17 protein-coding genes are annotated in these 25261 nt (G+C 71.9%); 6 read left to right on the forward strand and 11 right to left on the reverse strand.

All coding sequences use genetic code 11. The annotated features are described in order from the left end of the window. Positions 1-72: 72 nt before the first annotated feature. From ACFYXS_RS04230 to ACFYXS_RS04250, 5 genes are all read right to left on the reverse strand, one after another. A complete protein-coding gene (locus ACFYXS_RS04230; RefSeq protein ID WP_389243673.1) occupies positions 73-2811 on the reverse strand; it encodes an alpha-mannosidase in 2739 nt (912 codons plus the stop codon). Positions 2812-2878: 67 nt separating this feature from the next. Beyond that, a complete protein-coding gene (locus ACFYXS_RS04235; protein WP_389243675.1) occupies positions 2879-3736 on the reverse strand; it encodes a carbohydrate ABC transporter permease in 858 nt (285 codons plus the stop codon). Then, positions 3733-4680: a carbohydrate ABC transporter permease gene (locus ACFYXS_RS04240; RefSeq protein ID WP_389243677.1), complete on the reverse strand. Its 948-nt coding sequence runs from the start codon at positions 4678-4680 to the stop codon at positions 3733-3735. The genes ACFYXS_RS04235 and ACFYXS_RS04240 overlap by 4 nt, the downstream gene beginning before the upstream one ends. Positions 4681-4687: 7 nt before the next feature. Continuing rightward, entirely contained in the window at positions 4688-6034 is a 1347-nt protein-coding gene (locus tag ACFYXS_RS04245) for an ABC transporter substrate-binding protein (RefSeq protein ID WP_389243679.1), read from the reverse strand. A gap of 275 nt (positions 6035-6309) precedes the next feature. Continuing rightward, positions 6310-7314 (reverse strand): LacI family DNA-binding transcriptional regulator, encoded by a 1005-nt coding sequence (locus ACFYXS_RS04250; protein WP_389243681.1) that lies wholly within the window; start codon positions 7312-7314, stop codon positions 6310-6312. 268 nt (positions 7315-7582) lie between these two features. Between ACFYXS_RS04250 and ACFYXS_RS04255 the strand changes: the two genes are divergently transcribed. Beyond that, positions 7583-8857 (forward strand): MFS transporter, encoded by a 1275-nt coding sequence (locus tag ACFYXS_RS04255; protein ID WP_389243683.1) that lies wholly within the window; start codon positions 7583-7585, stop codon positions 8855-8857. A 57-nt stretch (positions 8858-8914) separates the two neighbouring features. On the opposite strand, the gene ACFYXS_RS04260 is transcribed toward ACFYXS_RS04255, so the two are convergent. Continuing rightward, the gene (locus ACFYXS_RS04260; RefSeq protein ID WP_389243685.1) at positions 8915-9391 is read right to left on the reverse strand and encodes a MarR family winged helix-turn-helix transcriptional regulator; all 477 of its coding nucleotides are present in this window, start codon (positions 9389-9391) and stop codon (positions 8915-8917) included. A 73-nt stretch (positions 9392-9464) separates the two neighbouring features. Here ACFYXS_RS04260 and ACFYXS_RS04265 point away from each other — a divergent pair, with 73 nt between their 5' ends. From ACFYXS_RS04265 to ACFYXS_RS04275, 3 genes are all read left to right on the forward strand, one after another. Beyond that, positions 9465-10541, forward strand: coding sequence for a CE1758 family FMN-dependent luciferase-like monooxygenase (locus ACFYXS_RS04265; RefSeq protein ID WP_389243687.1), 1077 nt, complete (start codon positions 9465-9467; stop codon positions 10539-10541). After that, positions 10538-11152 (forward strand): FMN reductase, encoded by a 615-nt coding sequence (locus ACFYXS_RS04270; RefSeq protein ID WP_389243689.1) that lies wholly within the window; start codon positions 10538-10540, stop codon positions 11150-11152. The genes ACFYXS_RS04265 and ACFYXS_RS04270 overlap by 4 nt, the downstream gene beginning before the upstream one ends. 63 nt (positions 11153-11215) lie before the next feature. Continuing rightward, a complete protein-coding gene (locus tag ACFYXS_RS04275; RefSeq protein WP_389244680.1) occupies positions 11216-11749 on the forward strand; it encodes an AAA family ATPase in 534 nt (177 codons plus the stop codon). Between the two features lie 63 nt (positions 11750-11812). On the opposite strand, the gene ACFYXS_RS04280 is transcribed toward ACFYXS_RS04275, so the two are convergent. Then, on the reverse strand, positions 11813-12820 hold the full coding sequence (locus ACFYXS_RS04280; protein ID WP_389243691.1) for an aldo/keto reductase: 1008 nt from the start codon (positions 12818-12820) through the stop codon (positions 11813-11815). A gap of 136 nt (positions 12821-12956) precedes the next feature. Between ACFYXS_RS04280 and ACFYXS_RS04285 the strand changes: the two genes are divergently transcribed. Further along, on the forward strand, positions 12957-13559 hold the full coding sequence (locus ACFYXS_RS04285) for a TetR/AcrR family transcriptional regulator (RefSeq protein WP_389243693.1): 603 nt from the start codon (positions 12957-12959) through the stop codon (positions 13557-13559). Positions 13560-13615: 56 nt separating this feature from the next. Here the strand turns inward: ACFYXS_RS04285 and ACFYXS_RS04290 are convergent, their stop codons facing one another. From ACFYXS_RS04290 to ACFYXS_RS04305, 4 genes are all read right to left on the reverse strand, one after another. Then, positions 13616-14569: a fatty acid desaturase family protein gene (locus tag ACFYXS_RS04290; protein WP_389243695.1), complete on the reverse strand. Its 954-nt coding sequence runs from the start codon at positions 14567-14569 to the stop codon at positions 13616-13618. Beyond that, positions 14559-15482 carry a pyridoxal-phosphate dependent enzyme gene (locus ACFYXS_RS04295; RefSeq protein WP_389243698.1) on the reverse strand — a complete coding sequence of 308 codons (924 nt, stop codon included), beginning with the start codon at positions 15480-15482 and terminating at the stop codon, positions 14559-14561. Before ACFYXS_RS04295 ends, ACFYXS_RS04290 begins: the two co-directional genes overlap by 11 nt. Before the next feature lie 79 nt (positions 15483-15561). Then, on the reverse strand, positions 15562-22788 hold the full coding sequence (locus ACFYXS_RS04300; protein ID WP_389243700.1) for an amino acid adenylation domain-containing protein: 7227 nt from the start codon (positions 22786-22788) through the stop codon (positions 15562-15564). Between the two features lie 456 nt (positions 22789-23244). Further along, the gene (locus ACFYXS_RS04305) at positions 23245-24072 is read right to left on the reverse strand and encodes an enoyl-CoA hydratase/isomerase family protein (RefSeq protein WP_389243702.1); all 828 of its coding nucleotides are present in this window, start codon (positions 24070-24072) and stop codon (positions 23245-23247) included. Positions 24073-24239: 167 nt separating this feature from the next. Between ACFYXS_RS04305 and ACFYXS_RS04310 the strand changes: the two genes are divergently transcribed. Then, positions 24240-25145: an alpha/beta hydrolase gene (locus ACFYXS_RS04310; protein ID WP_389243704.1), complete on the forward strand. Its 906-nt coding sequence runs from the start codon at positions 24240-24242 to the stop codon at positions 25143-25145. Positions 25146-25261: the final 116 nt, after the last annotated feature.

Raw genomic sequence — 25261 nt, forward strand, 5'->3', positions numbered from 1 at the left:
ACGGGGGTGCGCCGACCCCGGGTGGCCGGGGCCCGGTGGCCCCGGTGACCCGGCGTCGTGCGGAGGTGGCCGCTACCGGACCACGACCGTCCGGATCTCCCAGGGGCCGAGGGGGAGTTCGAGCTCGCCCCCGGCCCGCGTCGTGGACAGCGGACGGCCGAGCAGGTCGACCGTGGTGGCTTCGGTGAACGTGCCGGTCACGCGCGCGGTCGCCGCCGAGTCGCTCATGGCCACCAGGCGCACCTCGGTGCCGGTACCGCGCTCGTCGCCGGTGACGCGGCGAATGCTGGAGACGAGGATGTCCGTCCCCTCGACCCGCAGGCCCGTGGCGTCGGGGGGCAGCTGGCCCCCGGCGGGCGCGGTGCCCCGGGTCACCAGCACGTCGTTGCGGAACTCCTCGGCGAGCGCGACCGCGTGGGCGCCCTGCCAGCCGGTCGCCGAGGGCACGACGGCGAAGCGGTTCTCGATGCGCACACCGAGGTCCTGCGCGCCGGGCACCGGGATCTCGCTCGCCGCGGGCTCGTCGCGCAGCGGGTGGATGTTGACGCTGATCGAGCCGATCGCGCGCAGCAGGGTGATGGCGAGTTCGGAGCCGTCGCCGACGAGCTCGTACTCACTGGAGTGGTCGAGCAGGACGTTGGCGGCCCCTGCCGACACGAAGGCGGTCGCGGGGAAGGTCGGGATCGGGTACTCGCCCCAGCCGCCCTCGGAGGTGAGCCCGCGCTCGGTGACGGCGAACTGCCCCGCGGAGGCGGAGGTGGTGGCCGGCCGCGGCAGCGGCACGTGGAAGCGGAGCCGGTGGTCGGCGGACTGGTTCAGGAAGGACGTCGAGACACGCACGAACGGCTCGCCCGCGCGCACCTCCACCAGGGTCTCCACCGGGGTCGGCACGGTCCGCGCGCTGCGGATGTCGCGCTCGGCGGAGAGCTCGGCGGGCCACTCGTAGACGCGGGTGACGCGCATCCTCGAACGCAGCGGGCCGTCCTCGAGGAGTTCGACGGTGATCTCCGCCGGCTCGGAGACGAGCACGTCCTGGGCCGGGGGAGCGTAGTTGTAGCTGTCGCCGCGGTCACCGCCGTCGACGAGGCGGCCGACGCCGTGCAGCACGGTGCCGTCGGCCCCGGTGACGTCCAGGGTGCCGTCGGCGGCGATCGCCACCTCGACGAGGCCGTTCGACAGGGTGCGGTCCGTCGCGGTCGCGGGGGCGTACGCCGTCGACTGCGGCGCGGTGTGCTCGCTCGGTGCGACGCGGAAGCCGGCGAGCCCGGAGGCGGGGACCCGCACCGGCACGAGTGCCGTCGCGCGGGCCTCCTCCAGCGTGAGCACCCGCCACTCACCGGGGTGCGCGGCGGCCGCGGCGGCGACCTCCCGGCGCAGGATCAGCAGATCGAACGGCCCGCTGGTCGGGACCTCGGCGAGGTGGAAGACGAGCGAACCCGCGGTGAGTTCGTAGTGGTCGATCAGCCGGCCGAAGAGCTCGCGGCGGTGGATGCGGCGCAGTACGCGCTCGAGCTGCGAGGCGTCCATGCGCTCGTCGCTGAGCACGGTCGGTGCCTGGGAGATCAGCTGCACGGGGTGCGCCGAGCCGTCGGCGGCGGTCGCGACCAGGTGGGTGCCCTCGGGCGGGGCCACGACATCCACCTCGGCCAGGGCCGTGCGCGGGAACGGCAGCGGGTTGGCCACCAGGTAGCCGTCGCTCGGCATCAGGGCGGCGGGCTCGGCCAGGGCCGCGTCCCGTACCGCGCGCGCGGCCTGCGCGGCCTCGGCCAGCCGGGCCTCGACCTGGTCGGAGGTCTCGTCGGTGCCGGAGCCGACGACCGAGTCGTGCGCGGAGGACTCGATGATCTTGTGCCAGGCGAGCGACAGGAACGGCGAGTCGTCCCGCTGGGACCACAGGGCGTTCACCCGCTCGGCGTGGTCCACGGTGCGCTCGGCGACGGCCATCCGCTGCTTGAGCGCGAGCCGCACGGAGAGCACGCCCGGCAGGATGTTGCCCCGCACGTGGCTGCGCAGCTCACCGGTGACGACGGCGGAGACCTCGTCGCGCACGTGCTCGCGGATGTACTCGTCGAGCGTCGCGATGGTGATGGCGCGCTCGTCGCTGGAGGCGCGTCGCAGCCAGGCCGCCAGCTGCGGGTCGGGCGCGTTGTGGTCGGTGCCGGCCATCGCGAGCACCGGGTCGTTGCCCCAGCGCCCGGCCGTCATCTCCGCGTACTCGCCGAGCGCGCGCCTGATCTGGTCGGGCACCAGCAGGACGTCCAGGCCGTTGTCGTAGCCGTCGAAGAGGAACTCGGTACGCACCTCGGAGCCGTCGGGCGCGCGCCAGCGGAAGGCGTGGCCGTCGACGGAGCCGGGGACACCGCGCCACAGCGCCGCGTGCTCGATTCCGGCGCGCGCCAGGATCTGCGGCATCTGCGCGACGTGGCCGAACATGTCCGGCAGGTAGCCGATCGGCATGGAGCCGCCGAGCTCCGCCGCCGCCGCCCAGCCCATCTGCAGGTTGCGCACGATGGTCTCGCCGGAGCAGAGGAACTCGTCGAGCAGGATCAGCCACGGCCCGATGGCGAGCCGGCCGTCGGCGACCAGGGCCTTGACCCGGTCGCGGTTCTCCGGCCGCATCTCCAGGTAGTCCTCGATCGCGGCCATCTGACCGTCGACGGTGAACCGGAAGTCCGGGTTCGACTCGGCCGTTTCCAGCACGGTGTCGAGAGCGGCGACCAGCCGGTGACGGAACACCTGGAAAGGCTCATACCATTCCCGGTCCCAGTGGAAATGGGGTACGAAAACGGCAGAGTCGGCGGAGTTCTGCATAGCGCGGGGGACCTTCTGTTGCAGGGTGACAGGAAAGGCGGGAACGGCAGCATTCGGTGCTGCGGGACTACTTCAGCGAGCCCGACGCGAGCCCGGTGCGCCAGAACCGCTGGAGCAGGATGAAGACGATGATCACGGGCACGATCGAGACCAGCGAGCCGGTGATCACGGACTCCTGCAGCAGAGGGGCGCGGGCGGTCTGACCGTTCCACTCGTAGAGGCCGAGGGTGATCGGGAAGAGCGACTCCTTCTGCAGCATCACCATCGGCAGGAAGAAGTTGTTCCAGATGGCCACGAACTGGAACAGGAAGATGGTCACCAGCGACGGCGCCATCAGCTTGATCGCCACCGAGAAGAACGTGCGGAACTCTCCCGCGCCGTCCAGGCGCGCCGACTCGAGGATCTCCTCGGGCACGGCGGCGGCGGTGAAGATCCGGGCCAGGTATACGCCGAACGGGCTGACGATGCTGGGCAGGAAGACCGCGAGGTAGGTGTTGACGATCCCGGTCGCCGAGAACAGCAGGAACAGCGGGAGCGCGAGCGCCGTGGTGGGAACGAGGACTCCGCCCAGAATGACGGAGAACAGGAATTCGCGGCCCCGGAACCTGAACTTGGCGAGCGCGTAGCCGCACAGCGCGGAGATCAGGGTGCCGACGGCCGCGCCCAGCACCGCGTAGATCACGCTGTTCAGGGCCCAGCGCCCGAAGATGCCGTCGCTGCGCGTGAACAGGATGTGCAGGTTGCTGAACAGGTCGAAGTGCGAGAACGCCAGTCCGTTGGTGGAGGCGAGGTCGCCCTGCGGCTTGGTCGCCGCGACGATCAGGAAGTAGATCGGCAGCAGGAAGTAGATCGCCAGGAGGAACATCAGCGCCATGACGGCCGTGCGGCTGACGCGGCTCTCGCGGATCAGGGTCTGGTTGCTCACAGTCCCGCCTTCTTCGAGGTGAGTCGCATGAACCCGAAGCTCAAAACGAAGGTGATGACGGCGATGACCACGGAGATCGCCGCAGCCTGCTGGTAGTTGTTCCCGGAGGCCACCGCGTAGGCGAGCATGTTCGGCGTGTACGTGCTGGAGATGTTGGACGAGATCTGGCGCAGTACCGCCGGCTCCGCGTACAGCTGCAGGGTGCCGATGATCGAGAAGACCGTGGTGAGGATGATCGACGGGGCGATGATCGGGACCTTGATCTTCCACGCGATCGCCCAGTTGCTCGCACCGTCGAGCTTGGCGGCCTCGTAGAGCTCCTGCGGGATCGACTGCAGTGCCGAGTACATGATCAGCATGTTGTAGCCGGTCCACAGCCAGGTGGAGACGTTCGCCGCCGACCAGAGCACCGCGCCCGGGCCGAGGAAGTCGGGCTGCAGGCCGATGCCCTTCAGCGCGTCCACGAGCGGGCTGAGCTGCGGGGAGTACAGGTACGACCACATGATCGCGGCGATCACGCCGGGCACCGCGTACGGCATGAACGCCGTGATGCGGAAGAACGACTTGAGCTTCAGCAGCGGGGTGTCGAGCAGCAGCGCCATGATCAGGGCGACGAACAGCATGACCGGCACCTGTACGACGCCGAAGAGCCCGATGCGCCCGATGCTGTTCCAGAACTCCGTGTTCTGGAAGACCTGCACGTACTGCTCGAAACCGCCGAAGGTCGTGTACGACGTGCCGTACTGGCCCCCGGTGCGGCGCACGACCAGGAAGCTCTGCCAGACCGCGTAGCCGACCGGCACCAGGTAGAACAGCACGAAGGGGAGGAAGAACGGGGTGAGGAACGCGATGATGGTGCCTGCCCGGGGGCCGCCGCCGTTGAGACGACGGCGGCCCCCTCTGGCCGCCACCACGCGCGTCGCGCGGGTTGCGATATCAGTCATGCCGCGGTCACTTGCCCGCGACAGCCGGGATCGCCTGATCCTTCATCGACTTCAGCGCGGCCGCCTGGGCTGCCGCGAGCGCGTCGTCGAGCTTGCCGTCACCGGCCGCCGCCTTGGCGAGCGTGTCCTGGAGCGCCAGGTTCACGGTCTTCTGGGTCGGGCCCCACGAGAAGTTGGTGTCGATGTTCTTGGACGACTCGGCGAAGACGTCGAAGATCTTCTCGTTGTTGTAGTACGGCACACCCTCGGAGAGCGCGGGCAGCGACGCGCCGGCGGTGGCCGCCGGGTACAGGCCGCCCAGCTTGTTCTCCAGCGCGAGCGCCTCGGGGTCGGAGTTCAGCCAGTCGTTGAACTTGACCGACTCGTACAGGTGCGTGTTGCCCTTCATGAACGCGACGGTGGAGCCGCCCCAGTCGCCGGAGGCGGCGTTGGTGCCCCAGGTCGGCATCGGGACGATCGACCACTTGCCTGACTGCTTGGGCAGGTTGTCGCGGAACATGCTGTAGCCCCAGGCGGCGCCCACGTAGGTGGCGATCTGGTTCTTCTGGTACGCGGCGTACATCTGCGTCGAGCCGTGCGCGAGGTCGGTGCGGACGACCTTCTCGTCGATCAGCTTCTGCCAGTAGTCGGCGACCTGCTTGCTCTGGTCGGACGCGACGGTGACGTGCCACTTGTCGCCGGCGTACGAGTACATCTCGGCGTTGTTCTGCCAGAGGAGCCCGTTGAACCACTCGGCGTTGTTCGGGTCGAAGAACGTCATGCTGAGGTCGGGGTCCGCCTTGTGCAGCTTCTCCGCGTCCGCGGCGTACTCGTCCCAGGTCTTCGGTATCGCGATGTTGTGCTGCTTGAAGATGTCGCTGCGCACGTAGAGGGCCATCGGACCGGTGTCCTGCGGGAAGGCGAACACGCCGGTGTCACCGAAGCTGGTCTGCGACCAGGTCCACGGCACGAACTTCGACTTCGCGGCCGTGGCGTCCTTGCAGGCCGAGGCGTCCACGAAGGCGTTCTGGGTGCGCAGGAAGGGCAGTTCGTCATAGCCGACCTGGGCCAGCTCCGGCGCCTTGCCCGCCTTGAGGGCGTTGCCGATGGTGCCGTACTGGTCGTTGGAGATGTTCTTCATCTGAACCTGGATGTCCGGGTTCTTCTTGTTCCAGAGGGCGACGACCTGGTCCATGCCCGGAACGGTGTTCCAGTACTGGAGGGTCACCTTGCCCTTCGCCGGCTCACAGGAGCCCGCGGCCGCATCGGCCTTGGTGTCGGGCGACGAAGAACACCCGGCGAGTACGGCGACGCTGGCGGTCGCGGCGACGGCGGCGACGGCCGCGAGGCGGATGCGCGTGACTGTGTTGCTCATTATTTCCTTACCAGAGAACGACTAGCTACGACGCTAGACGGGTCGACGTTGACACCTCAGGCGGGATGCCTTCTGGTCGGAATGGACAGGTCGCAACGGTGCCGGTTCAACTGCCGAGCGCCGTGGCGGAAATCAGCAAGCCAAGCATTCTGTTCTCGTGAGCGCTCCCGTGAGCGTTCACGTGAACGCTCACGGGAGCGTTCTGAATTGTTCGAGAGTGTGCGCTCCGGCGCGGGCGAGTGTCAAGACATTCGGTCACACATGTGTCCGAGAGGTTACGCGGACCCGCCCAGCCGCAGTTCGGCCCGGACCACCAGGGCGTCCGCGTCCAGCGGTTCGACGCCGGTCAGCAGTCGTGCGGCCTGGTCGATGGCGAGCGCGCCGAGCCTGCGTGTGTCGAGCGCGACACTCGACAGCGGGGGCTCCACGAGCGCGCCGAGCTGAAGGCCGTCGAAGCCGATCACGGCGAAGTCGCCCGGCACGCTCCTGCCCAGCCGGCGCGCCTCGCGCAGGGCGCCGATCGCGATGATGTCGTTGAAGGTGAAGACCGCGGTGACGTCCGGATGCGCGGCGAGCAGGGTCCGCAGGGCCGCCCCGCCGCCGTCGGCCGACTGGTCGGCGCCGACCACCGTGCCGGCGTCGACCCCGTACGCCGCCGCGGCCGCGGTGAACCAGTCGCGGCGGATGCTCGGCTCGGCCCGGCCGCCGTGGTCGAGCATGCCGATCCGGGTGTGCCCCTTGGCGACCAGGTGCGCGACCGCGGCGTGGACGCCCTGCTCGCCGTCGATCCGGATCGAGGTGTACCGGGCCGAGTGGTGCGGCCGGCCGATCAGCACCACCGGGACGCCTCGGGTGAACCGCTCCAGGGTGTCCTCGGCGCAGCTGAAGTAGCCGACCACCGCGTCCACCTGCGAGCCGATCACCTGCAGTGTGCCGAGCTCCTCCTCGGGGCGGTCGGCGGTGTCGTAGACCACGACGTGCCAGCCGCGGGCGCGTGCCGCCTCCAGTGCGGCGGCGGCGACCTCGGTGAAGAACGGGTTGAGCAGGTCCGGGATCACCAGGCCGATGGTCGTGGTGTCCTGCCGCACCAGCCCCCGTGCGAACCGGCTCGGCCGGTAGCCGAGCTCACGGGCGGCGTCGAGCACGCGCTGTTTGGTGGAGCCCTCGATCTCGTTCTTGTCGTTCAGCGCCCGCGACACGGTCTGCCGCGACACCCCGGCGGACCGGGCGACGTCATGGATCGTGACCCTCCGCGGCTCCGTCCCCGACGACGACACCATCGCGCACCTCCCGCTGACAGCGGGTGCCGATGCTCCCGCAGGGCCCGAGTATGCCTGTCCCGCGCGCGGCGAGGCGATCCGCGCTCGGGGGCGTGACCTGGGTCTCAGCGCGATTGGGGCACGCGTCCGCCGCGCGCGGCGAATTCGATTGCGCCCGTGCTCGTACCCCCGGTACGGTCCGCGCATGGTCATGCCGCCCCGTGTCTCCTAGCTCGGACACCAGCTTCGACGCCACCCTTGTGTCCTAGAGCTGTTACGGAGCGTAGTAATGATCAACACCCTTCGTGGTCCCGGCCTGCTTCGGAACCGGGACTTCTCACTGCTGCTGAGCGGCCAGCTGATATCCGCCGTCGGCGACCAGGCCCACTTCATGGCGCTGCCGCTGATCGTGCTGGCCCTCACCGGGTCGGCCGCCCAGGCCGGCTTCGTCCTCGGCCTCGGCACCCTCTCCTTCCTGGCGTTCGGGCTGGTCGCGGGCGCCCTCGCCGACCGGTGGGACCGCAGGCTCACGATGATCGTGTGCGAGATCGGCCGGACCGTGCTCACGGCGGGTGTCGCCGTCGCGCTGTGGCTGGACCGGCTGACGATGCCCCAGTTGTACGCGACGGCCCTGCTCACCGGGGTCCTGAGCACGCTGTTCCAGGTCGCGAGCACCGCGGCCCTGCCCAACGTGGTCGATCCCCGGCGGCTGTCCGCGGCACTCGGCCTGCAGCAGTCCGCGGTCGGCGCGGTCGGTGTCTTCGGGGCCCCGCTCGCCGGCGTCCTGTACGCGGCTGGACGGACCGTGCCGTTCGCGGTCAACGCGGTGTCCTTCGCGGTGTCCGCCGCGTCGCTGCGTCTGATGCGGGTCCGCTTCCAGACGGACCGGCAGGACGCGCGGCCGGCGGCCCGGCTCACCTCGGAGATCGGGGAGGGGCTCGGCTGGCTCTGGCACCGGCCGGTCATCCGGTTCCTCACCTTGGTGTCGGCCGCCGACAAGGTGCGGTACGGCGCCGGATACCTGCTGATCATCACCCTGGCCCGGCAGTTGGGCTCCTCGCCGCTGTGGATCGGCGTCGTCTTCGGCGGCGCGGCCGTCGGCGCGATGGCGGGGGCGCTGGTGGCGGACCGGGTGACGCGGCGCTTCCCGCTCGGCCGGATCGCCATCGTGATGCTGTGGCTGGAGGCGCTGATGTTCCCGCTGTACGCGCTGGCCCCGCATCCGATGCTGCTGGCGCTGGTCGCGGCCGCCGAGTCGCTGGTGGCCCCGGTGTACACGGTGGCCATGACGACCCATCAGCTGGCCATCACCCCCGACGAGTTGCGGGGCCGGACGGCCAGTGCGGTCGCGACGCTGAGTACGGGGGCGCTGTCGGTCGGCACGCTCGCGGGCGGCGTGCTGATCGCCGCGCTGGGGGCCAAGCCCCTGGTCTGGCTCTGCGGGGTGTGGCTGCTCGCCCTGGCCGTCCTCACCACGGCCAACCGGGCCGTGCGCCAGGCGCCTCGGGCGGGGTCGATCGCACGGCCCGGACCGGGTGCCGCGGCCGCGGCCGCGACCGGCTGAGGGCGGGGCGCGGGCCGGTGACGGGAGGGGTGCGGACGCGGATCGCACCCCTCCCGCTCACGTGGCGACGTTCTCCAGGGCCGCGGCGAGCACCTTGATGTCCAGACCGTCCAGGTGGTCGAGGAAGTGCCGGCGCACCGAGGCCAGGTTGGTCGGCCAGGCCTCCGTCAGGCGCGTGAAGCCGGAGTCGGTGAGGACCGCGTTCCAGCCGCGGGCGTCCTGCTCGGACCTGATCCGCTGCACGATCCCCTGCTTCTCCAGCCGCTGCACGACGCGTGTCATACCGCTGAGCGACAGCTCGCAGACGGCGGCGAGATCGCTCATCCGCAGCTGCCGGCCGGGAGCCTCGGACAGGTGCATCAAGGTCAGGTACTCGATGAGGGGCATCCGCTGCTCGCGGACCAGGTCCGTGTCCAGGGCGCGCGGCAGGGCGTAGATGACCCGGGCGAGGGACCGTACGAGGGCCTCTTCGTCCGGGGTGAGCGGTTGCTGCCCGTGAGGGGGCGCTGCCGAGGGAGGTGTGACCTGTGACATCACACCATTTTACTTGCCCGGCAAAGGATGCTCTATGCTTGCTTCGCGAAGCAAATAAAATGAGGTGTGAGAGATGCAGTTCGGGATCTTCGGCGTGGGGGACGTGGCCCGCGACCCCGTGTCCGGGCGGACGCCCTCGGAACACGACCGGATCAAGGCCGTGGTCGAGTACGCGAAACTCGCGGAGGACGTGGGGCTGGACGTCTTCGCGATGGGCGAGCACCACAACCCGCCGTTCATCCCGTCCTCGCCCACCACGCTGCTCGGATACGTCGCGGCGCGGACGGAACGCATCGTGCTGTCCACGTCGACCACGCTGATCACCACGAACGACCCGGTGAAGATCGCCGAGGACTACGCGATGCTCCAGCACCTCGCGGACGGCCGGCTCGACCTGATGATGGGCCGCGGCAACACCGGGCCCGTCTACCCCTGGTTCGGGCAGGACATCCGCGACGGCATCGCACTGGCTGTGGAGAACTACGCGCTGCTGCGCCGGCTCTGGCGCGAGGACGTCGTCGACTGGGAGGGCAAGTACCGCACCCCCCTGCAGTCGTTCACCTCGACGCCCCGCCCGCTGGACGGCACCCCGCCGTTCGTCTGGCACGCCTCGATCCGCAGCCCGGAGATCGCCGAGCAGGCCGCGTACTACGGCGACGGCTTCTTCCACAACAACCTCTTCTGGCCCAAGGAGCACGTCCAGCGGCTGGTCGGCCTCTACCGGCGCCGCTTCGAGCACTACGGGCACGGCACGGCCGACCAGGCGGTCGTCGGCCTCGCCGCACACCTGTTCGTGCGGAAGAACTCGCAGGACGCGATCCGCGAGTTCCGGCCCTACTTCGACAACTCGCAGGCGTACGGGCACGGTCCGTCGCTGGAGGACACGACGGCCCAGACCGCCGTCCTCGTCGGGAGCCCGCAGGAGGTGATCGAGCGCGTGCTGGCCTTCCGGGACGTCGCCGTGGGCGACTACCAGCGCCAGCTGTTCGTGGTGGACGGCATCGGCGTCCCCCACAGGACCGTGCTCCAGCAGATCGAGATGCTGGGCGAGATCGTGCCGGTGCTGCGCAAGGAGTTCGCCGTCGGCCGCCCCGCCCGTGTTCCCGACGCCCCGACCCACGCGACCCTCAGCGCCAAGGGGGCACGATGAGACGCAGCCTCGCCGTCGTGTCCGCCGGACTGCGGCTGCCCTCCTCGACCCGGCTGCTGGCCGACCGGCTGGCGGAGGCCGCCCGGCGCGAGCTGGAACGGCTCGGCGCCGAGACCGACATCACCGTCATCGAGGTGCGCGACCACGCGCACGACCTGGTCAACCACCTGCTGGCCGGCTACCCGGCGCCGGAACTGGAGGCGGTGCTCGGCACCGTGGCGCGGGCCGATGGGGTGATCGCCGTGACGCCGACCTTCACCGCCTCGTACAACGGGCTGTTCAAGATGTTCTTCGACTGCCTCGACGACACGGCGCTGAGCGACAAACCGGTCCTGGTCGCCGCCACCGGCGGCACCGGACGGCACTCGCTGGTCCTGGAGCACGCACTGCGCCCGATGTTCGCGTACCTGCACGCGGTGGTCGTGCCCACCGGCGTCTTCGCCGCGCCGGAGGACTGGGGCGGCGGGGACGCCGGGCAGGCGTCGCTGGCGGACCGGATCGCGCGAGCGGCCGGGGAGCTCGCCCGCGAGGTGGACCGGCGGGACGGCCCGGCCGTCACCGACCCGTACGACGACCCGACGCCGTTCGACCGGATGCTCCAGGGAGGGTGAACTCGCCCGGACCGGCGCGCGCTTGCGGTGCGGGCCGGTCCGGCCGGTAGCGTGACCGCCGTGATGGTGGGCACCGACGAGACCCGGCTCGTGATCCTGCGCGGCAACAGCGCCTCGGGGAAGTCGAGCGTCGCGGCCGGCATCCGTGAGAGGTTCGGCCGTGGCGTGGCCCTGGTCGGGCAGGACAATCTGCGCCGGGTCGTGCTGCGCGAACGCGACCGGCCCGGCGCGGCGAACATCGGGCTGATCGATCTGACGGCTCGTTATGCACTGGACGCCGGATACCACGTCGTCCTCGAAGGCATCCTCTACGCCGACCACTACGGCCCGATGCTCGCCCGGCTCCGCGACGACCATCGTGGCCCGACCCACGGCTACTACTTCGACGTGCCCTTCGAGGAGACGCTCGCCCGGCACGCCACCAAGCCGATCGCCGCCGACGTGCCACAGGACATGCTGCGGTCCTGGTACCGGCCGCTCGACCTGCTGCCCGGTGACGTCGAGTCCGTCGTCGACGCCGGCAGCGCGCTCGAAGCCACCGTCGAGCGCATCATGCGCGACAGCGGCCTGGCCGGCCTTCCCGCGCTCGAGCCCTGACGGGCGCGTCCCGGTCCCGGCCGCCGCGCGACGGCCGGGACCCCGGGAGGCGGGGGAGTGGCGTCAGCTCCGGGGAGGGGTGACGCCGTCGAACCAGTTGTGGCCCATCTCGGCCTCGCGGTCGCCGGTGACCGGGAGCGCGTCGAGGCGCGCGATCTCATCCCCGGTGAGGGCGAGTCCGGCGGCGGCGGTGTTCTCCTCCAGCCGGGAGACGTGCAGGGTGCCGGGGATCGGGACCACTCCGGGGGCCTTGGCGAGGAGCCACGCCAGGGCGACCTGGCCGGGGGCGGCGTCGTGGGCCCCGGCGATCTCCCGCACGGTCCCGACGGCCGCGAGATTCGCGTCGAAGGCCTCCTGGGAGAAGCGGGGCATCGTGCGGCGGTAGTCGCCGGCGGGCAGGTCCTCGCGCGAGGTGATCCGTCCGGTGAGCATGCCGCGGCCGAGCGGGCTGTAGGGGACGACGCCGATGCCCAGCTCGCGGCAGAGCGGGAAGACCTCGCGCTCGATGTCGCGCGACCACAGCGACCACTCGGTCTGGACCGCGCTGATCGGGTGCACGGCATGGGCGCGGCGGATCGTGTCGGGGGCGGCCTCGCTCAGTCCGAGGTGGCGGACCTTGCCCTCCGCCACGAGCTCGGCCATGGCGCCGACGGTCTCCTCGATGGGGACGTGCGGGTCGACGCGGTGCTGGTAGTACAGGTCGACGTGGTCGGTGCCGAGCCTGGTCAGGGACCGTTCGATGCGCTCGCGGACGTACTCGGGCCGGCCGCTCACGACCGGCGGCCCCTCGGCGGTCACCGGCCGTACGATGCCGAACTTCGTCGCCAGGGCCACCTGGTCGCGGCGCCCGGCGATCGCCTTGCCGATGATCTCCTCGCTGCCGGCGTAGATGTCGGCGGTGTCGATGAGGGTGACGCCGAGCTCGACGGCCCGGCCGATCAGGGCGTCGGCGATGCCGCCGGTGGCCTGCTCCTCGCTCTGCCCGTAGGGGCGGCCGAAGCTCATCGCTCCGTAGCCGACGGCGCCGACGGTCAGGCCGCCGGAGCCGAGGGGGCGCTGGGGAATGGACATGCGCAACCTTCGCCGTTCGTGTCGGGGTGCGCCGCGGACAGGTATGTCCACGACCGTGGACATCATAAGTCCACAGGTGCGGACATGTGAAGCGTCGGTCCCGCGCGATCCGGGGCGACCTCGTAATCTGGTCACCATGACCTTGGACGACCAGCCCCCCGCCGCCGTCCGCCGCAGGGACGCCACCGCGACCCGGGCGGCGATCCTGCGCGCCGCCCGCGAGGTGTTCACCGAGCGCGGCTACGACGGCGCGGGCGTGCGCGAGATCGCCCGCGAGGCCGATGTCGACACCCGGTTGATCAGCCGCTACTTCGGCTCGAAGGAGGGACTGTTCGCCGAGGTCGTCGACCTGGCCTACGAGAAGTCCCTGATGATGACCCCGGAGCACAACGCGGACGCGGCCCGCGAGCTGCTGACGGGCAGGGACAAGGCCGCGTCCGACGGCCTGCTGCTCACCCTGCGGTCCGCCTCCAACGCCCGGGCGTCGGCCATCATGCGGGAGAGCATCGAGCGCAACTACCAGCGCCGGCTGGCCGCGGCGCTGCCCGGTGACGACGACGCCGTCGGTCGCGCCTCGGTCCTGATCGCCATCTGCTCAGGCGTCCTGCTCAGCCGGCTCGTCCTCGGCCACTCCGCGCTCAACAGCCCTGACGTGGAACGGCTGATCCCCTATCTGCACGCCGCGCTCGACGCGGTGGCGAACGCGCCGGGCCCGGGCGCCGGAGATCCTCCGGCGTAGCCGGCTCGGCGCACCCCGCGGCCGGACCCGGGGACCGGCCGCGGGGTGCGCGCGGTCTACGGGCGGGTGCCCTGGCCGCGCAGGGAACGCCACAGCAGGCGGTAGAAGTCCGCGTAGCCGCGCTCGACGTGGACGGCGAAGGCCTGGGCCTCGGGGTGCCGTTCGCCGAGGCGGTTGATCGGCACGGTCATCGCCGCGTGGTGCTCGATGTGCAGGTTGTTGCCGTTGGTGAACCACGTGCTGAGCCGACTGCCGCGGATCGAACGGGTGTTGCGCAGTACGTCGGTCGTCTCGGTGTCGCAGAGCAGGTGTTCCGGCAGCTCGACCAGGAAGTGCAGGGGGACCGCGAGGATCAGGGGGAGCACCCACAGACGGAGGACGTACGCCCCTTCCCCGGCGGCCACCAGGGCGGCCGCGCCGACCAGGACGCATCCCAGGAGCACGTGCTCGACCACGATCCGCCGCCGCATCGCCGGCGCGACGTGCCCGAACTCGTACCTCCAGCGCCCCGTGGCCGCGCGCACGACGTCGCCCGCGACCGTGCCGAGCCGCGGGTAGTCGAGCAGTCCTCGCAGCAGCGCCCGGAGGGTGAGGGGCCCCCGGGTGTCGAAGCCGAAGAACTCCGTGTCCTGCGGGGTGCCGAGGAAGCGGTGGTGCTGGAGGTGACGCACCCGGTAGTGGCTGTAGACGACAAAGAGCGGTAGGCCCAGCGGGACCCCGATCAGCCGGTGGGGCAGCGCGCGCCGGAACGCGGAGTGGTGCAGGCACTGGTGCTGCAGCTCCACGGCGTGCGTGAACATCGCCGCCAGCACGACGACGCCGAGGGCGGCCGCCCCGTGGTTCTCCTGCAGGGCCAGGATCACCCCGCCAGCGGTGAGGACCGCCAGCAGGGCCAGTTTGGCGACGAAGACCAGCTCGTCGGCGGGCGTGACCTTGAGGCGGGTGAAGAGCGTGGCCGGGCCGGCGGGCGAGGCACGGTCCGGTATCGGGAGGAGCCGCTCAACGGCCACTGAGCACCACCACGTGCAGACCGGGGACCAGGCCCTCGGAGCGGGCGGTCCGGAGCAGGCCGGCCATGGCCACGGCGCCGGCGGCGGTGGGGAACGCGCCGTGCGCGGCGAGCGCGTCGCGCGCGTCGCAGAGCTCCTGGTCGTCCACACCGAGCACGGTGCCGCCGGTGGCCGCGATCGCGGCCATCGCCTCGTCACCCTGCAGCGCGTGCCAGTTGACCAGCGGCTGGTTGTGGTCGGTGGTGGTGACGGACTCCGGGGGCAGGGTGCGGTACGGGCCCGGCCAGCTGGTCAGCACGGGGTTGTTGCCGGCCGATCCGACCGCGTTGATGGCGGTGTCCCAGCCGTACAGGTCGAGCCGGCGGCGTACGGCGATGGCGGTGGTGCCGTTGCCGACGGGCAGCCAGAGCACCGCGGGGGGCTCGTCCAGTTCGGCCCGCAGGGCGGACACGACCACGCCGTGTCCTTCGAACACGGCCTCGGCGTAGGGACCGTCCACGTTGCCGTCGACGCGGTCCCCGGTGGCGGCGAGGCGGCGGGACTCGTCCACGGCGTCCTCGTAGGACCCGTCCACGAGGTGGACCCGGGCCCCGGCGGCGACCATGGCCGCGCCGCCGTCGCTCCAGCCGGTGGGGAGCACCACGGTGCACTCCACCCCGGCGACCTGACAGGCCGTGGCCATGGCGCGGCCGTAGTTGCCGCAGGTCGCGATGGTGACATGCCGGTGGCCGTCGGCGACGGCGCGCGCCACGACGGCGCGGGCGGCGGGCTCCTTGTGGCTTCCCGAGGCGTAGCGCGTCTCGTCCTTGACCAGCACCCGGGCGCCGGGAACGAGGGCGGAGACGTCGATGAGGGGCGTGCCGAAGGCATCCGACGGCACGTGCGCGGACAACGGGGGAGCGGGGGTGGGCATGACGATTCCTTTGGGGGAGGCGGGTGTCGGGCGGCTGCCCGGCATGGCGGTGCCGGGCAGCGGTACAGGAGGCGGACGGTCAGGCGCGGTTCGTCACGAGCAGGGCGTCGGCGTGGCCCTGGAGGTCGTCGAGGTCGCCGATCTCGGCCGGGGGGACGGCGTCGGGGAGACCGTCCTCCAGCAGGCGCAGGCGGGTGTTGGTCCAGCCGCGGGCCGCCCAGCCCAGTTGCAGCAGTCCGCTGACGACCACCAGCAGGGCCAGTCCGCGTCCGGGACCCGTGCCGAGCAGTACGCCGACGGTGCCGGCGAGCGCTCCGTCGGCCTCCAGCAGCGGCTGCACGTAGTGCTCGGCGAGCGGTCCGACGACCAGGTAGCCCAGGGGCATCGTGAGCATCATCAGCGTCATGAAGATGGCCAGCACCCGGCCCTGGAGCTCCAGCCCCACCTTGGCCTGGACGAGGGCGATCCAGTGTCCGTCGGCCAGGGACTCGCCGAAGGCCAGCAGGAACATCCCGGTCACGACGAACGGCGCGCTCGCGACACCGACCATCGCCATCGCGAGGCTGGCCACCGCCATGGATGCGATCATCCCGGTCGCCCTGCGGGTCGTGCCGCCCCACAGACCCATCACCAGGCTGCCGCACAGGCCGCCGGCTCCCGCCGCGCCCAGTGCCGTGCCCAGCATGAGGGGCGACTGCTCTATCAGCAGCATGGGAGTGATCACCGCGAAGCCGAGCGTGTAGAAGGCGTGGTCGATGACGAAGAAGCGCAGGGCCGCGCGGAGTCCGGGACGGCGGGTGATGTAGCGCCAGCCGCCGGTGATCTCCTTGCCGAACGACTCGTCGCGGCGCCGGAAGAGGGTGTCGGGGAAGCGGACCAGCAGCAGGGTGGCGACGCCGGCCGCGAAGCTGCACACGTCGAGCATGATCACGCCGGAGATGCCGATCACGCCGATCAGCCCCGCGCCCATCATGGGCGCGAACACCGTCCCCACTCCGACGCCGAGTTGGCTGATGCCGTTGGCGTGCCCGAGATACCGCTTGGGAACCAGCTGGGCCACCGCCGCGAGGTAGGCGGGCCGTTGGAAGGCCCCCGCGACGGAGGTGACCGACACGGCGAGATAGACCTGCCACATCTCCATGCCGCGGCCGAGGACCAGCAGCCCCAGTGCCCCCATCGACACACCGGCCACCGCGTCGCTGGTGAGCATGATCACGCGACGGTTCCAGCGGTCCGCCACGGCGCCCGCCAGCGGCCCCGCGAGGATGCCGGGCAGCATGCCCACCGCGTTCACGACGGCGAAGTCGGTGAGCGAGCCGGTGCGTTGGTAGACCCAGATGCTCAGGACGAGCGTGCTGAGGCTGCTGCCGATCATCGACAGGAACTGCCCGAGGGCCACGACGGCGAAGCGCGACAGGCTCGGACGGGTGCGGTCCGGGGTCGCGGCAGGGGTTGGTGCGGACGCCCCGACCCCGTGTGACGGAGCGTCATGCCCCGTCGCACGCACCGCAGTTCGCAGAGGCTCCGGTTCCCGCTGCTCGGTGTGCTCGACCAGCGTCCGCGCCAGCGGTTCCGCGTGCGACTTGACGAAGAAGTGGCCGGCCTTGGGCAGCACCGTGAGGGAGACGTCCTCCGCGAAGTGCTCCCACTCGTGGTAGCGCTCCTGGTACAGCTCGGTCACCCGGTCCCGGGAACCCACCACACTGAGGACCGGGGCCTTCAGCTTGGCCGCTCCGGAATCCCGGTACGCCGAGGTGTAGTACTCCTCGGCGTCCCGCGCGTCGTGCCGCACGTTGCGCAGCACGAACTGCTCCTGCTCGGAGTTCTCCAGTTCGGTGAAACCGCCCCGCGCCCGCAGGTACGACAGGTACTCCCGGTCCGAGGTGAGCCAGTCGGTGGGCAGCATCCGGTGCAGCCAGTCGAAGAACCGTCCGGGAAGGCGCGCGGTGGGGAAGCTGGCGCCGAGGCCGACGCCCACCAGGTCGACCCCGGCGGCCTCGGCCCGGCGTGCGATCTCGAGCGTCACGGCCGTGCCCAGGCAGTGCCCGTAGAGGAGGACGGGCCCGGTCACCGACCCGAGTTCGGCGACCACGTGGGCGGCCACCTCGGTGCCCGGCAGCAGCGGGTCGTCCGGCCGGCTCAGGTCGTGGCCCGGCAGTTCTACGGCGTACAGGCCCCAGTGGCCGGGCAGTTGCTCGGCGAGCGGCTGGTACGCGACGGCGCTGCCGCCGGAGAAGGGGACCGCGACGACGGTGACGCCGCCCGCCGCCGGGTCGGCGTCCCGCCGGGTCAGCCGGTGCAGCAGGCGCGCCGGCCCGTCCTCCTGCCCGGCCTCGCGCCGCGTGATCAGCTCGGCGAGCGCGCGCACCGTGGGGGTCCGGTACAACTCCACCAGGGCCAGGCCCGGGTCGATCTGCCGGACGATCCGCAGCGCGGCGAAGGAGTCGCCGCCGAGGGAGAAGAAGCTGTCGTCGATCCCGATCGCGGACTCGTCCACGTCGAGGCCGTTGGCCCAGACGGCGGCGATCCGGCGCTCGGTCCCGTTGCGGGGCGCGGTGCGCGCAGGCCCCTGCGCGGCGTCGGGGGGAGCGGGCAGCGCGCGCCGGTCGAGCTTGCCGTTCGGCGTGAGTGGCAGCCGGGGCAGGAACACCACCCGCGCGGGGACCATGTGCGTGGGCAGCACCGGCGCCAGTGCCTCGCGGACCGCCGCCTCGGTGGGTTCGGCGCCCGGTCCCCCGACGAGGTAGCCGACGAGCTGGGCCGCTCCGGAGGGCAGCGTGTGCACCGCGGCGGCGCACGCCGCGGCTCCGGGCAGGGCGCCGAGGGCGGCCTCGACCTCCCCGAGCTCGACCCGGTAGCCGTTGACCTTGACCTGGTCGTCGAGGCGGCCGAGGAAGTCGACCGTGCCGTCCCGGTGGTGGCGCGCGCTGTCCCCGGTCCGGTACATCGTCGCGCCGGACTCCGGACCCCCGGCGAACGGGTCGGGGACGAACCGTTCCGCGGTGAGCTCGGGGCGCTCGTGGTAGCCCGGCGACACCCCGGCGCCGCCGAGGTAGAGCTCTCCCACCGCACCGGGCGGCACCGGGGACCCGTGGGCGTCCAGCACGTACACGCGGTTGTTGGGGAACGGCCGGCCGATCGGCAGGGGTGCCTCGGCCGGGAAGCCGTCGACGTCGCCGTCGAAGTAGACGTTGTCGACCGTGACCTCGGTGACGCCGTAGGCGTTGACGACGCGGTTCCCGGGACCGACCAGCCGCCGCGCCCGCTGGTACTCCCGCACGTGCCACTTCTCGCCGCCGCCGATCAGCAGCCGGACGAAGTCCAGCCGCTCGCCGGCCTCGTCCGCGTGGGCGAGCAGCGCCCGCAGCACGGCGGGGACCAACTCGGTGCACTCCACCCGCTCGTCCCGCATGAGCGCGTACAGGGCGGCCGGGTCGAGCAGCGTTTCGCGCGGGACGACGACGAGCCGGCCGCCGGTGCACAGCGCCCGCAGCGTCTCGCCCACGAACATGTCGAAGGAGAAGCTGGCGGCCTGCTGGTACGTCCAGTCCGGGTCGAGGTCGTAGGCGCGCTGCCACATGGTCACCGCGTGCACGAGGTTGCGGTGGGTGACGCGCACGCCCTTGGGGCGCCCGGTGGAGCCGGAGGTGTAGATGACGTAGGCCGGATCGTCCGGTCCGGCCGCCGGCAGTGGGTTGCCGTCCGGCGCGGCGTCGACCAGGGCCGCGTCGCGGTCGAGGGCGAGCACCGCCGTGCCCCGCGGCGCCTCCGGCGTGCCGGGCAGGTCGAGCCGGGTGACCAGGGCCACCGGGCGGCTGTCGTCGAGCATGTACCGCAGGCGGTCCCGCGGGTAGGCCGGATCCAGCGGGACGTATGCGCCGCCCGCCTTGAGGACGCCCCACATCGCCGCGAACAGGTCGATCCCGCGGTCCAGGCAGATCGCCACCCGGCCGCCCGGCCGGACACCCTGCCCGCGCAGCAGGTGGGCGATCCGGTTCGCGCGGCGGTTCAGCCAGTCGTAGTCGACCGTCCGCGGTCCCGAGGTGAGGGCGGGCGCGCCGGGCCGCTCGGCGGCACGCCTCTCGAACAGCTCGTGGAGGCCGGTCGCCTCGGGGACGCGGGTGGCGCTGTCGTTCCAGGTGTGGAGGATGGTGTGCCGCTCGGCGGCGGTGAGCACGGGCAGCCGGCCGACCTCGGTGTCCGGTGCCCCGGCTGCGGCGTGCAGCAGGGTGAGCAGGTGGTCGACGAACGCCTCGACGCGCTCGGCGTCGAGGAGTTCGGCGGCGTAGTCCACGGTCAGCACCGGGCCGTCGGCCGGGAAGTCCAGCCCGATGGCGAGGTCCGCCATGGTCGCCACCGGTGCCTCGTCGCCCGCGTAGGTGATCAGGGGATCGCGCGGCGCCGCCGTGTTGTGCACGGTGACGCTCACCCGGCTGAGCGGGCCGGGCCGGCCCTCGCCGGGCCGTCGCGTCGCCGCCGTGATGTCCGGCAGGGGCAGGCCCTGGTGTTCCAGGTCGCGGATGACGCGGTCCCGCACGCGGCCCATCAGTTCGGCGAACGTCGGACCGCCCGTCAGGTCGCCGCGCAGCGGCAGGATGTTGAGGAGGGCGCCGACAACGGAGTCCAGTGCGGGATCGTCGCGTCCCGCGACGGGGGCCAGGACGGTCACGTCGCCGCGGCCGGTGTACCGGCCGAGTACGGCCTGCACGCCGGCCAGGACGACCATGAAGAGGCTGGCCCGGTGGTCCCTGGCACAGGAGTCGAGGAGGTCGAGCGAGCCCGCCTCCAGACGGCGGGTCACGCGTGCCGAGCGATGGGTCCGCAGCGCCGGGCGCGGGCGGTCCGCCGGGAGTTCCATGTCCAGGTCGGCGTCCGCGAAGCGGTCGCGCCAGTACGCGGTGAGGGAAGGGACGGCGGCCGCGGACGTCCGGTCGCGGGACGCGGTCCCGGGGAGCCGGTCCGGGACGGCGGCCCGCACCTCGCGGCCCTCGGACAGGCTCCGGTAGATCTCGGCCAGCTCGTCCCCGACGACCCCGACGGACCAGCCGTCGAACACCAAGTGGTGGACTGCGAGGAACAGTTCGTCGCCGTCCGCGGTCCGCAGCAGGACCGCCCGCGCCGGCGGGCCCTCGGCGAGGTCCACGGGCTCGGCGACGATCCGCCGGCGCTCCTCGGCCGCCCGCGCTTCCGCCTCCTTCGCGGCCGTGTCCCGCAGGTCGATCTCCTCGAAGGGCACGGTGCGGGAGCGGTCGACGACCATCACCGGCTCGTCGCCGCGGTACGGGAAACGGGCCAGCAGGGCGGGGTGCCGCCGGGCGAGCTCGGCCACGCACGCGTCGAGCAGATCGGTCCTGACGGGGGACGCCCACCGGTAGCGGATGCCGAGGGTGTGCACCGGCAGCCCGGTGCTCATCTGCTCGGCCATCCAGAAGTCGCGTTGCAGTCCGGTCAGCGGCAGTGTCCACTCGCCGTCCGCCGTGTCCGCGTCCGGCGCCACGGCATCGGCATCGACGCCGGCCTCCGGCGGTGCGCCCCCGCTCGCCCGGACGGCCCCGGCGACCTCGGCGAGCGTCGGCGCCGCGTAGAGCGCGCTGAGTGAGAGGTCGGTTCCGCAGGTGTGGCGCAGCCTGCTGATCATGCGGATCGCGGAGAGGGAGTCCCCGCCGAGGGAGAAGAAGTCGTCGGAGGCGGCGATGCCGGTGGCGCCGAGCAGTTCGCGCCAGAGCGCGCTCACGACGCCCTCGGGCGTGGAGTCTCCCGCGTCCACCACGTCGGCGGGCGGGGTGACGTGCGCGGCCGGCGAGGCGGCCAGCGCCGCGCGGTCCACCTTGCCCTGCACCGTCAGCGGGAAGGCCGCGTGGACGGAGAAGACGGCCGGTACGAGGTAGTGCGGGAGCCGCGCGGCGAGCCACCGACGGATCTCGTCGGCCGGCGGGCCGCCGTCGGCGGTGACGACGTGCGCGGCGAGCCTCGGCGCCCCTCCGGCGATGTCGACCAGGACGACGGCGTCGGCGACCCCCGGCATCGCGAGCAACGCCGTCTCGACCTCGCCCGGCTCCACCCGGAAGCCGCGGATCTTGACCTGCTGGTCGAGGCGGCCCAGGTACTCCAGGCCGCCGTCCGGCAGCTGCCGCACGCGGTCACCCGTGAGGTACTCGGTCCGCCCGTCGGGACCCTCGCGGAAGCGCTCCCCGGTCAGTTCCGGACGCCCCAGGTATCCCGTGGCGAGGCCCGCGCCCCCGATCCGCAGCTCGCCGGGTTCGCCGGGCGCCGCCTCGGTGCCGTCGGCCGCCACGACCCGGACGGACACGCCGCTCAGCGGCGCGCCGATCGGCAGCGGCCGGTCGGCGGACCACGTCGTCAGGTCGGCGGCCGTGGCCACGACGGTCGTCTCGGTCGGGCCGTAGGTGTTGAGCAGCCGGACCCCGGTGCCGACGTGCTCCTGCCAGCGGGTGACCGCGCCCGCGTGGACGGCCTCCCCGCCGATGATCACCAGGCGGACCGCGGCGGGCAGGACCGCCTCCCCGCGCCCGATCGCGCCGACGAGCTCGTGCCAGTAGGCGGTCGGCAGGTCGAGCACGGTGACGGCCAGCGCCGCGCAGCGGTCCAGGAACAGGTCCGGACGGCTGATCATGTCCTCGTCGCGGACCACGAGCGTGGCGCCGGCAGTGAGCGGGGGGAAGATCTCCTCCACGCTCGCGTCGAAGCTCAGCGAGGCGAACTGGAGCACGCGGTCGGCCGGTGTGAAGCCGTAGGCCTTGACGGCGGCACCGCAGAAGTGGGCCAGCGCCCGGCGGGGGACGACCACGGCCTTGGGCCGCCCGGTGGACCCGGAGGTGAAGATGACGTAGGCGGGGTCCTCCGGCGTGGCGGAAGCGGCAGGCGCCGCGGGCGGGAGCGCCGTGCCGGCACCGGTTCCGGCGACCGCGTCCACGGCGAGTACCGCTGTACCCGCCGGCAGGGACGGCGCGGCCGCGGCGCCGTCCGCGCCCGCGGCCGGCACCAGCACCAGCCGGGGTGCGGCCTCCTCGATCATCAGGGCGAGGCGGGCCGGCGGATATCCGGGGTCGAGCGGTACGTAGCCGGCGCCCAGACGCAGGACGGCCAGCATCGCCGTGACCGCGTCCCGGCCGCGGCCGAGGCACAGTCCGACCAGATCGCCCGGACGGACTCCCCGCGCGGTCAGCGCATCGGCCAAGCGGGCGGCGGCGGCCAGGAGTTCGGCGTAGGTGAGCCGGCCCGCCGCGTCGACCACGGCCGGCGCGCCGGGCGCCCGCGACGCCTGCGCCTCGATCGCGGCGAGCACGCCGTACGGTGCCCCGCCGACCCCGTTCGATCCGGCCGACTCAGCCGACTCAGCCGACTCAGCCGACTCAGCCGAACCAGCCGAACCAGCCGAATTCACGGCTTGTGTACCACGCACACGATCTCCCCGGAGCTGTCGACGCACTATCGGCTGCTGGGCGCGGAACGCCTCGGAGAATGTGTGTGACCCGCGCAACCCGCGTGTGAAGGTCCCGGATCGATTTCCGAGCGATCACGTGAATGGAACGTGGGATACGGCCATTTCCGCGTGGCTGCGGAGGAGAGCTGATGAGTCATCAATTGCCGTCGGATACAAGGAAGTAGACGTTATGACGGCTTTCCCCGAACGCCGCCGGGGGTCTTTTTCGAGGTAACCCCTCGGTCAAGTCGTGGTCATGTAGAGGTAAATGCCGGTGACCGCCCGGCCCCCGCCCCGGACGGCCTCCCGGGGCGCGACTCAGAGCTCCCCGAGGACGGCGCCGAACTCGAGCTCGGTGCGGGAGCGTTCCTGCAGCCCGCGCTCGAAGAGGGTGGCGACCCTGGCCGCGTTCGCCGGGTCGCGGGCCAGGATCTGGAAGAAGCCGGCGTCGACGTGGACGTCCTCCTTGGGGGCGAGCCCCGCCGCGTTGATCCGGCGCTTGGCTATGCGCACGGCCCCCTCGGGGAATGAGGCGATGCGCTCGGCGAGGTGCTCGACGTGGGTCACCAGGTCCTCGTCGGCCAGCGCCTTGTTGACCACGCCGATGCGTTCGGCCTCGCGTGCGTCGATGTCCTCGGACCCCAGGATCATCTGCATGGCCAGGCCGCGCCCAGCGAGCCGCACCAAGTGCTGGACGGCACCCGCGCCGGGGAAGGTGCCCACGCCGACCTCGGGCTGCCCGATCACCGCGCGCTCCAGCGAGGCGAAGCGCATGTCGCACGCGTAGAGGAACTCGGCACCGGCGCCGCGCGCCCGGCCTTCGAGGACCCCGATCGTGACGGGCCGCGCCTCGCTGAGCCGCCGGTAGAGCGCGCCGAGGCTGATGTCGTCGGGGCCGCCGGAGGTCGCCGCCTTCGCCGTGTACTCGGCGATCCGCTTGAGGTCGACGTGCGGGAAGAAGAAGTCGGCGTCCCCGCTGCGGAAGACGACGACCCGTACGTCGCCGTCGGTCTCGGTGTCGTCGAGCAGCGAGATCAGGTCCGCGACGAACCGTTCGTCGATCAGGTTGATCGGCGGGTTGGTGATCGTCGCCCAGAGGACCCCGTTGCGCAGTTCGCCCGTGATCGTCGAGTAGTCCCAGGTCATCGGTCCACGTCTCCTCTGTCGATTGTGCTTGCTTTTTGCAAGTGATATGTCTACCTTGACATCACCGCTTGCTATTTGCAAGTGAGATTCCCCCGGGATTTCGGGATGCCGGGACGCGCACGCCGCTCCCGGCACCGCCGCGCAGCAACCACGTAAGGAGGCTCGACATGGTCGAGCGCACGGAAGAGCTCATCCACCTCCCCGACGGGACGGTGCTCAGCGCCTGGCTGTTCGTGCCCGACGGCTCGGGGCCGCACGCGACCATCACCATGGCGCACGGCTTCGGGGGCACGAAGTACCACGGCATCGAGCCGATCGCGCGCGAGCTCGCGGAGGCAGGTTTCGTCGTCTCGCTCCACGACCACCGCGGTTTCGGCGAGAGCGGCGGCGAGCCGCGCCAGGACATCGACCCGTACCGGCAGATCGAGGACTGGCGGCGGGTCATCGCCCATCTGCAGACCCTCGACGTGGTCGACGCCGACCGCATGGGGCTGTGGGGAACCAGCTACTCCGGCGGGCACGCCCTCGTCCTCGCGGCCACGGACCGGCGGATCAGGGCCGTCTACTCGCAGGTGCCCACCATCAGCGGGTCGCAGAGCAGCCGGCGGCGCGTCCCCCCGCACATGGTCGGCCCCTTGGAGGCGGAGTTCGCCGCGGACGAGCTGGCCCAGGCCCGCGGGGAGGCGCCTGCCTCCGCGCAGTTCGTGAGCGACGACCCGGCCGTGACCGCGTCCTACCGGAACGAGGACGCCATCCGCTTCTACCTGCAGCACGACATGCCCGAGGGCGTCTGGGAGAACCGGGTGACGCTCCAGTCCAACCGGCGCTCCAGGTCGTACGACCCCGGTCACTGGATCGACCAGATATCGCCGACCCCGCTGATGATGGTGGTCGCCACGCACGACGTCGTCGCCCCCACCGACCTGGCCCTGAGCGCGTACGAGCGCGCGCTGGAACCCAAGGAGCTCGTCGTCATGCCCGGCGGCCACTTCGACCCCTACACCGGTGACGGCTTCCGGACGAGCACGACCGCGGCGGCGCGGTTCTTCCGTACGCACCTGCGGGCGGAATGAGACGGCGGGGTGTCCCGCCCGTGCCGCCACCGCGACAACCGGACGGCGGAGGGCACGGGCGGGACACCCCTTGCTCCCCTTGCTCTACAATTGCAAGTGAGCCGTGAGGGGAGTCA

Source organism: Streptomyces sp. NPDC002574 (genome assembly GCF_042889545.1).
Lineage (GTDB): Bacteria > Actinomycetota > Actinomycetes > Streptomycetales > Streptomycetaceae > Actinacidiphila.

Excerpts from the sequence above, each read along its gene's own strand:
- ACFYXS_RS04230 (WP_389243673.1), bottom strand. The coding sequence starts at position 2,811 with ATGCAGAACTCCGCCGACTCTGCCGTTTTCGTACCCCATTTCCACTGG.
- ACFYXS_RS04240 (WP_389243677.1), bottom strand. The coding sequence starts at position 4,680 with ATGACTGATATCGCAACCCGCGCGACGCGCGTGGTGGCGGCCAGAGGG.
- ACFYXS_RS04245 (WP_389243679.1), bottom strand. The coding sequence starts at position 6,034 with ATGAGCAACACAGTCACGCGCATCCGCCTCGCGGCCGTCGCCGCCGTC.
- ACFYXS_RS04250 (WP_389243681.1), bottom strand. The coding sequence starts at position 7,314 with ATGGTGTCGTCGTCGGGGACGGAGCCGCGGAGGGTCACGATCCATGAC.
- ACFYXS_RS04255 (WP_389243683.1), top strand. The coding sequence starts at position 7,583 with ATGATCAACACCCTTCGTGGTCCCGGCCTGCTTCGGAACCGGGACTTC.
- ACFYXS_RS04260 (WP_389243685.1), bottom strand. The coding sequence starts at position 9,391 with ATGTCACAGGTCACACCTCCCTCGGCAGCGCCCCCTCACGGGCAGCAA.
- ACFYXS_RS04265 (WP_389243687.1), top strand. The coding sequence starts at position 9,465 with ATGCAGTTCGGGATCTTCGGCGTGGGGGACGTGGCCCGCGACCCCGTG.
- ACFYXS_RS04270 (WP_389243689.1), top strand. The coding sequence starts at position 10,538 with ATGAGACGCAGCCTCGCCGTCGTGTCCGCCGGACTGCGGCTGCCCTCC.
- ACFYXS_RS04275 (WP_389244680.1), top strand. The coding sequence starts at position 11,216 with ATGGTGGGCACCGACGAGACCCGGCTCGTGATCCTGCGCGGCAACAGC.
- ACFYXS_RS04280 (WP_389243691.1), bottom strand. The coding sequence starts at position 12,820 with ATGTCCATTCCCCAGCGCCCCCTCGGCTCCGGCGGCCTGACCGTCGGC.
- ACFYXS_RS04285 (WP_389243693.1), top strand. The coding sequence starts at position 12,957 with ATGACCTTGGACGACCAGCCCCCCGCCGCCGTCCGCCGCAGGGACGCC.
- ACFYXS_RS04295 (WP_389243698.1), bottom strand. The coding sequence starts at position 15,482 with ATGCCCACCCCCGCTCCCCCGTTGTCCGCGCACGTGCCGTCGGATGCC.
- ACFYXS_RS04305 (WP_389243702.1), bottom strand. The coding sequence starts at position 24,072 with ATGACCTGGGACTACTCGACGATCACGGGCGAACTGCGCAACGGGGTC.
- ACFYXS_RS04310 (WP_389243704.1), top strand. The coding sequence starts at position 24,240 with ATGGTCGAGCGCACGGAAGAGCTCATCCACCTCCCCGACGGGACGGTG.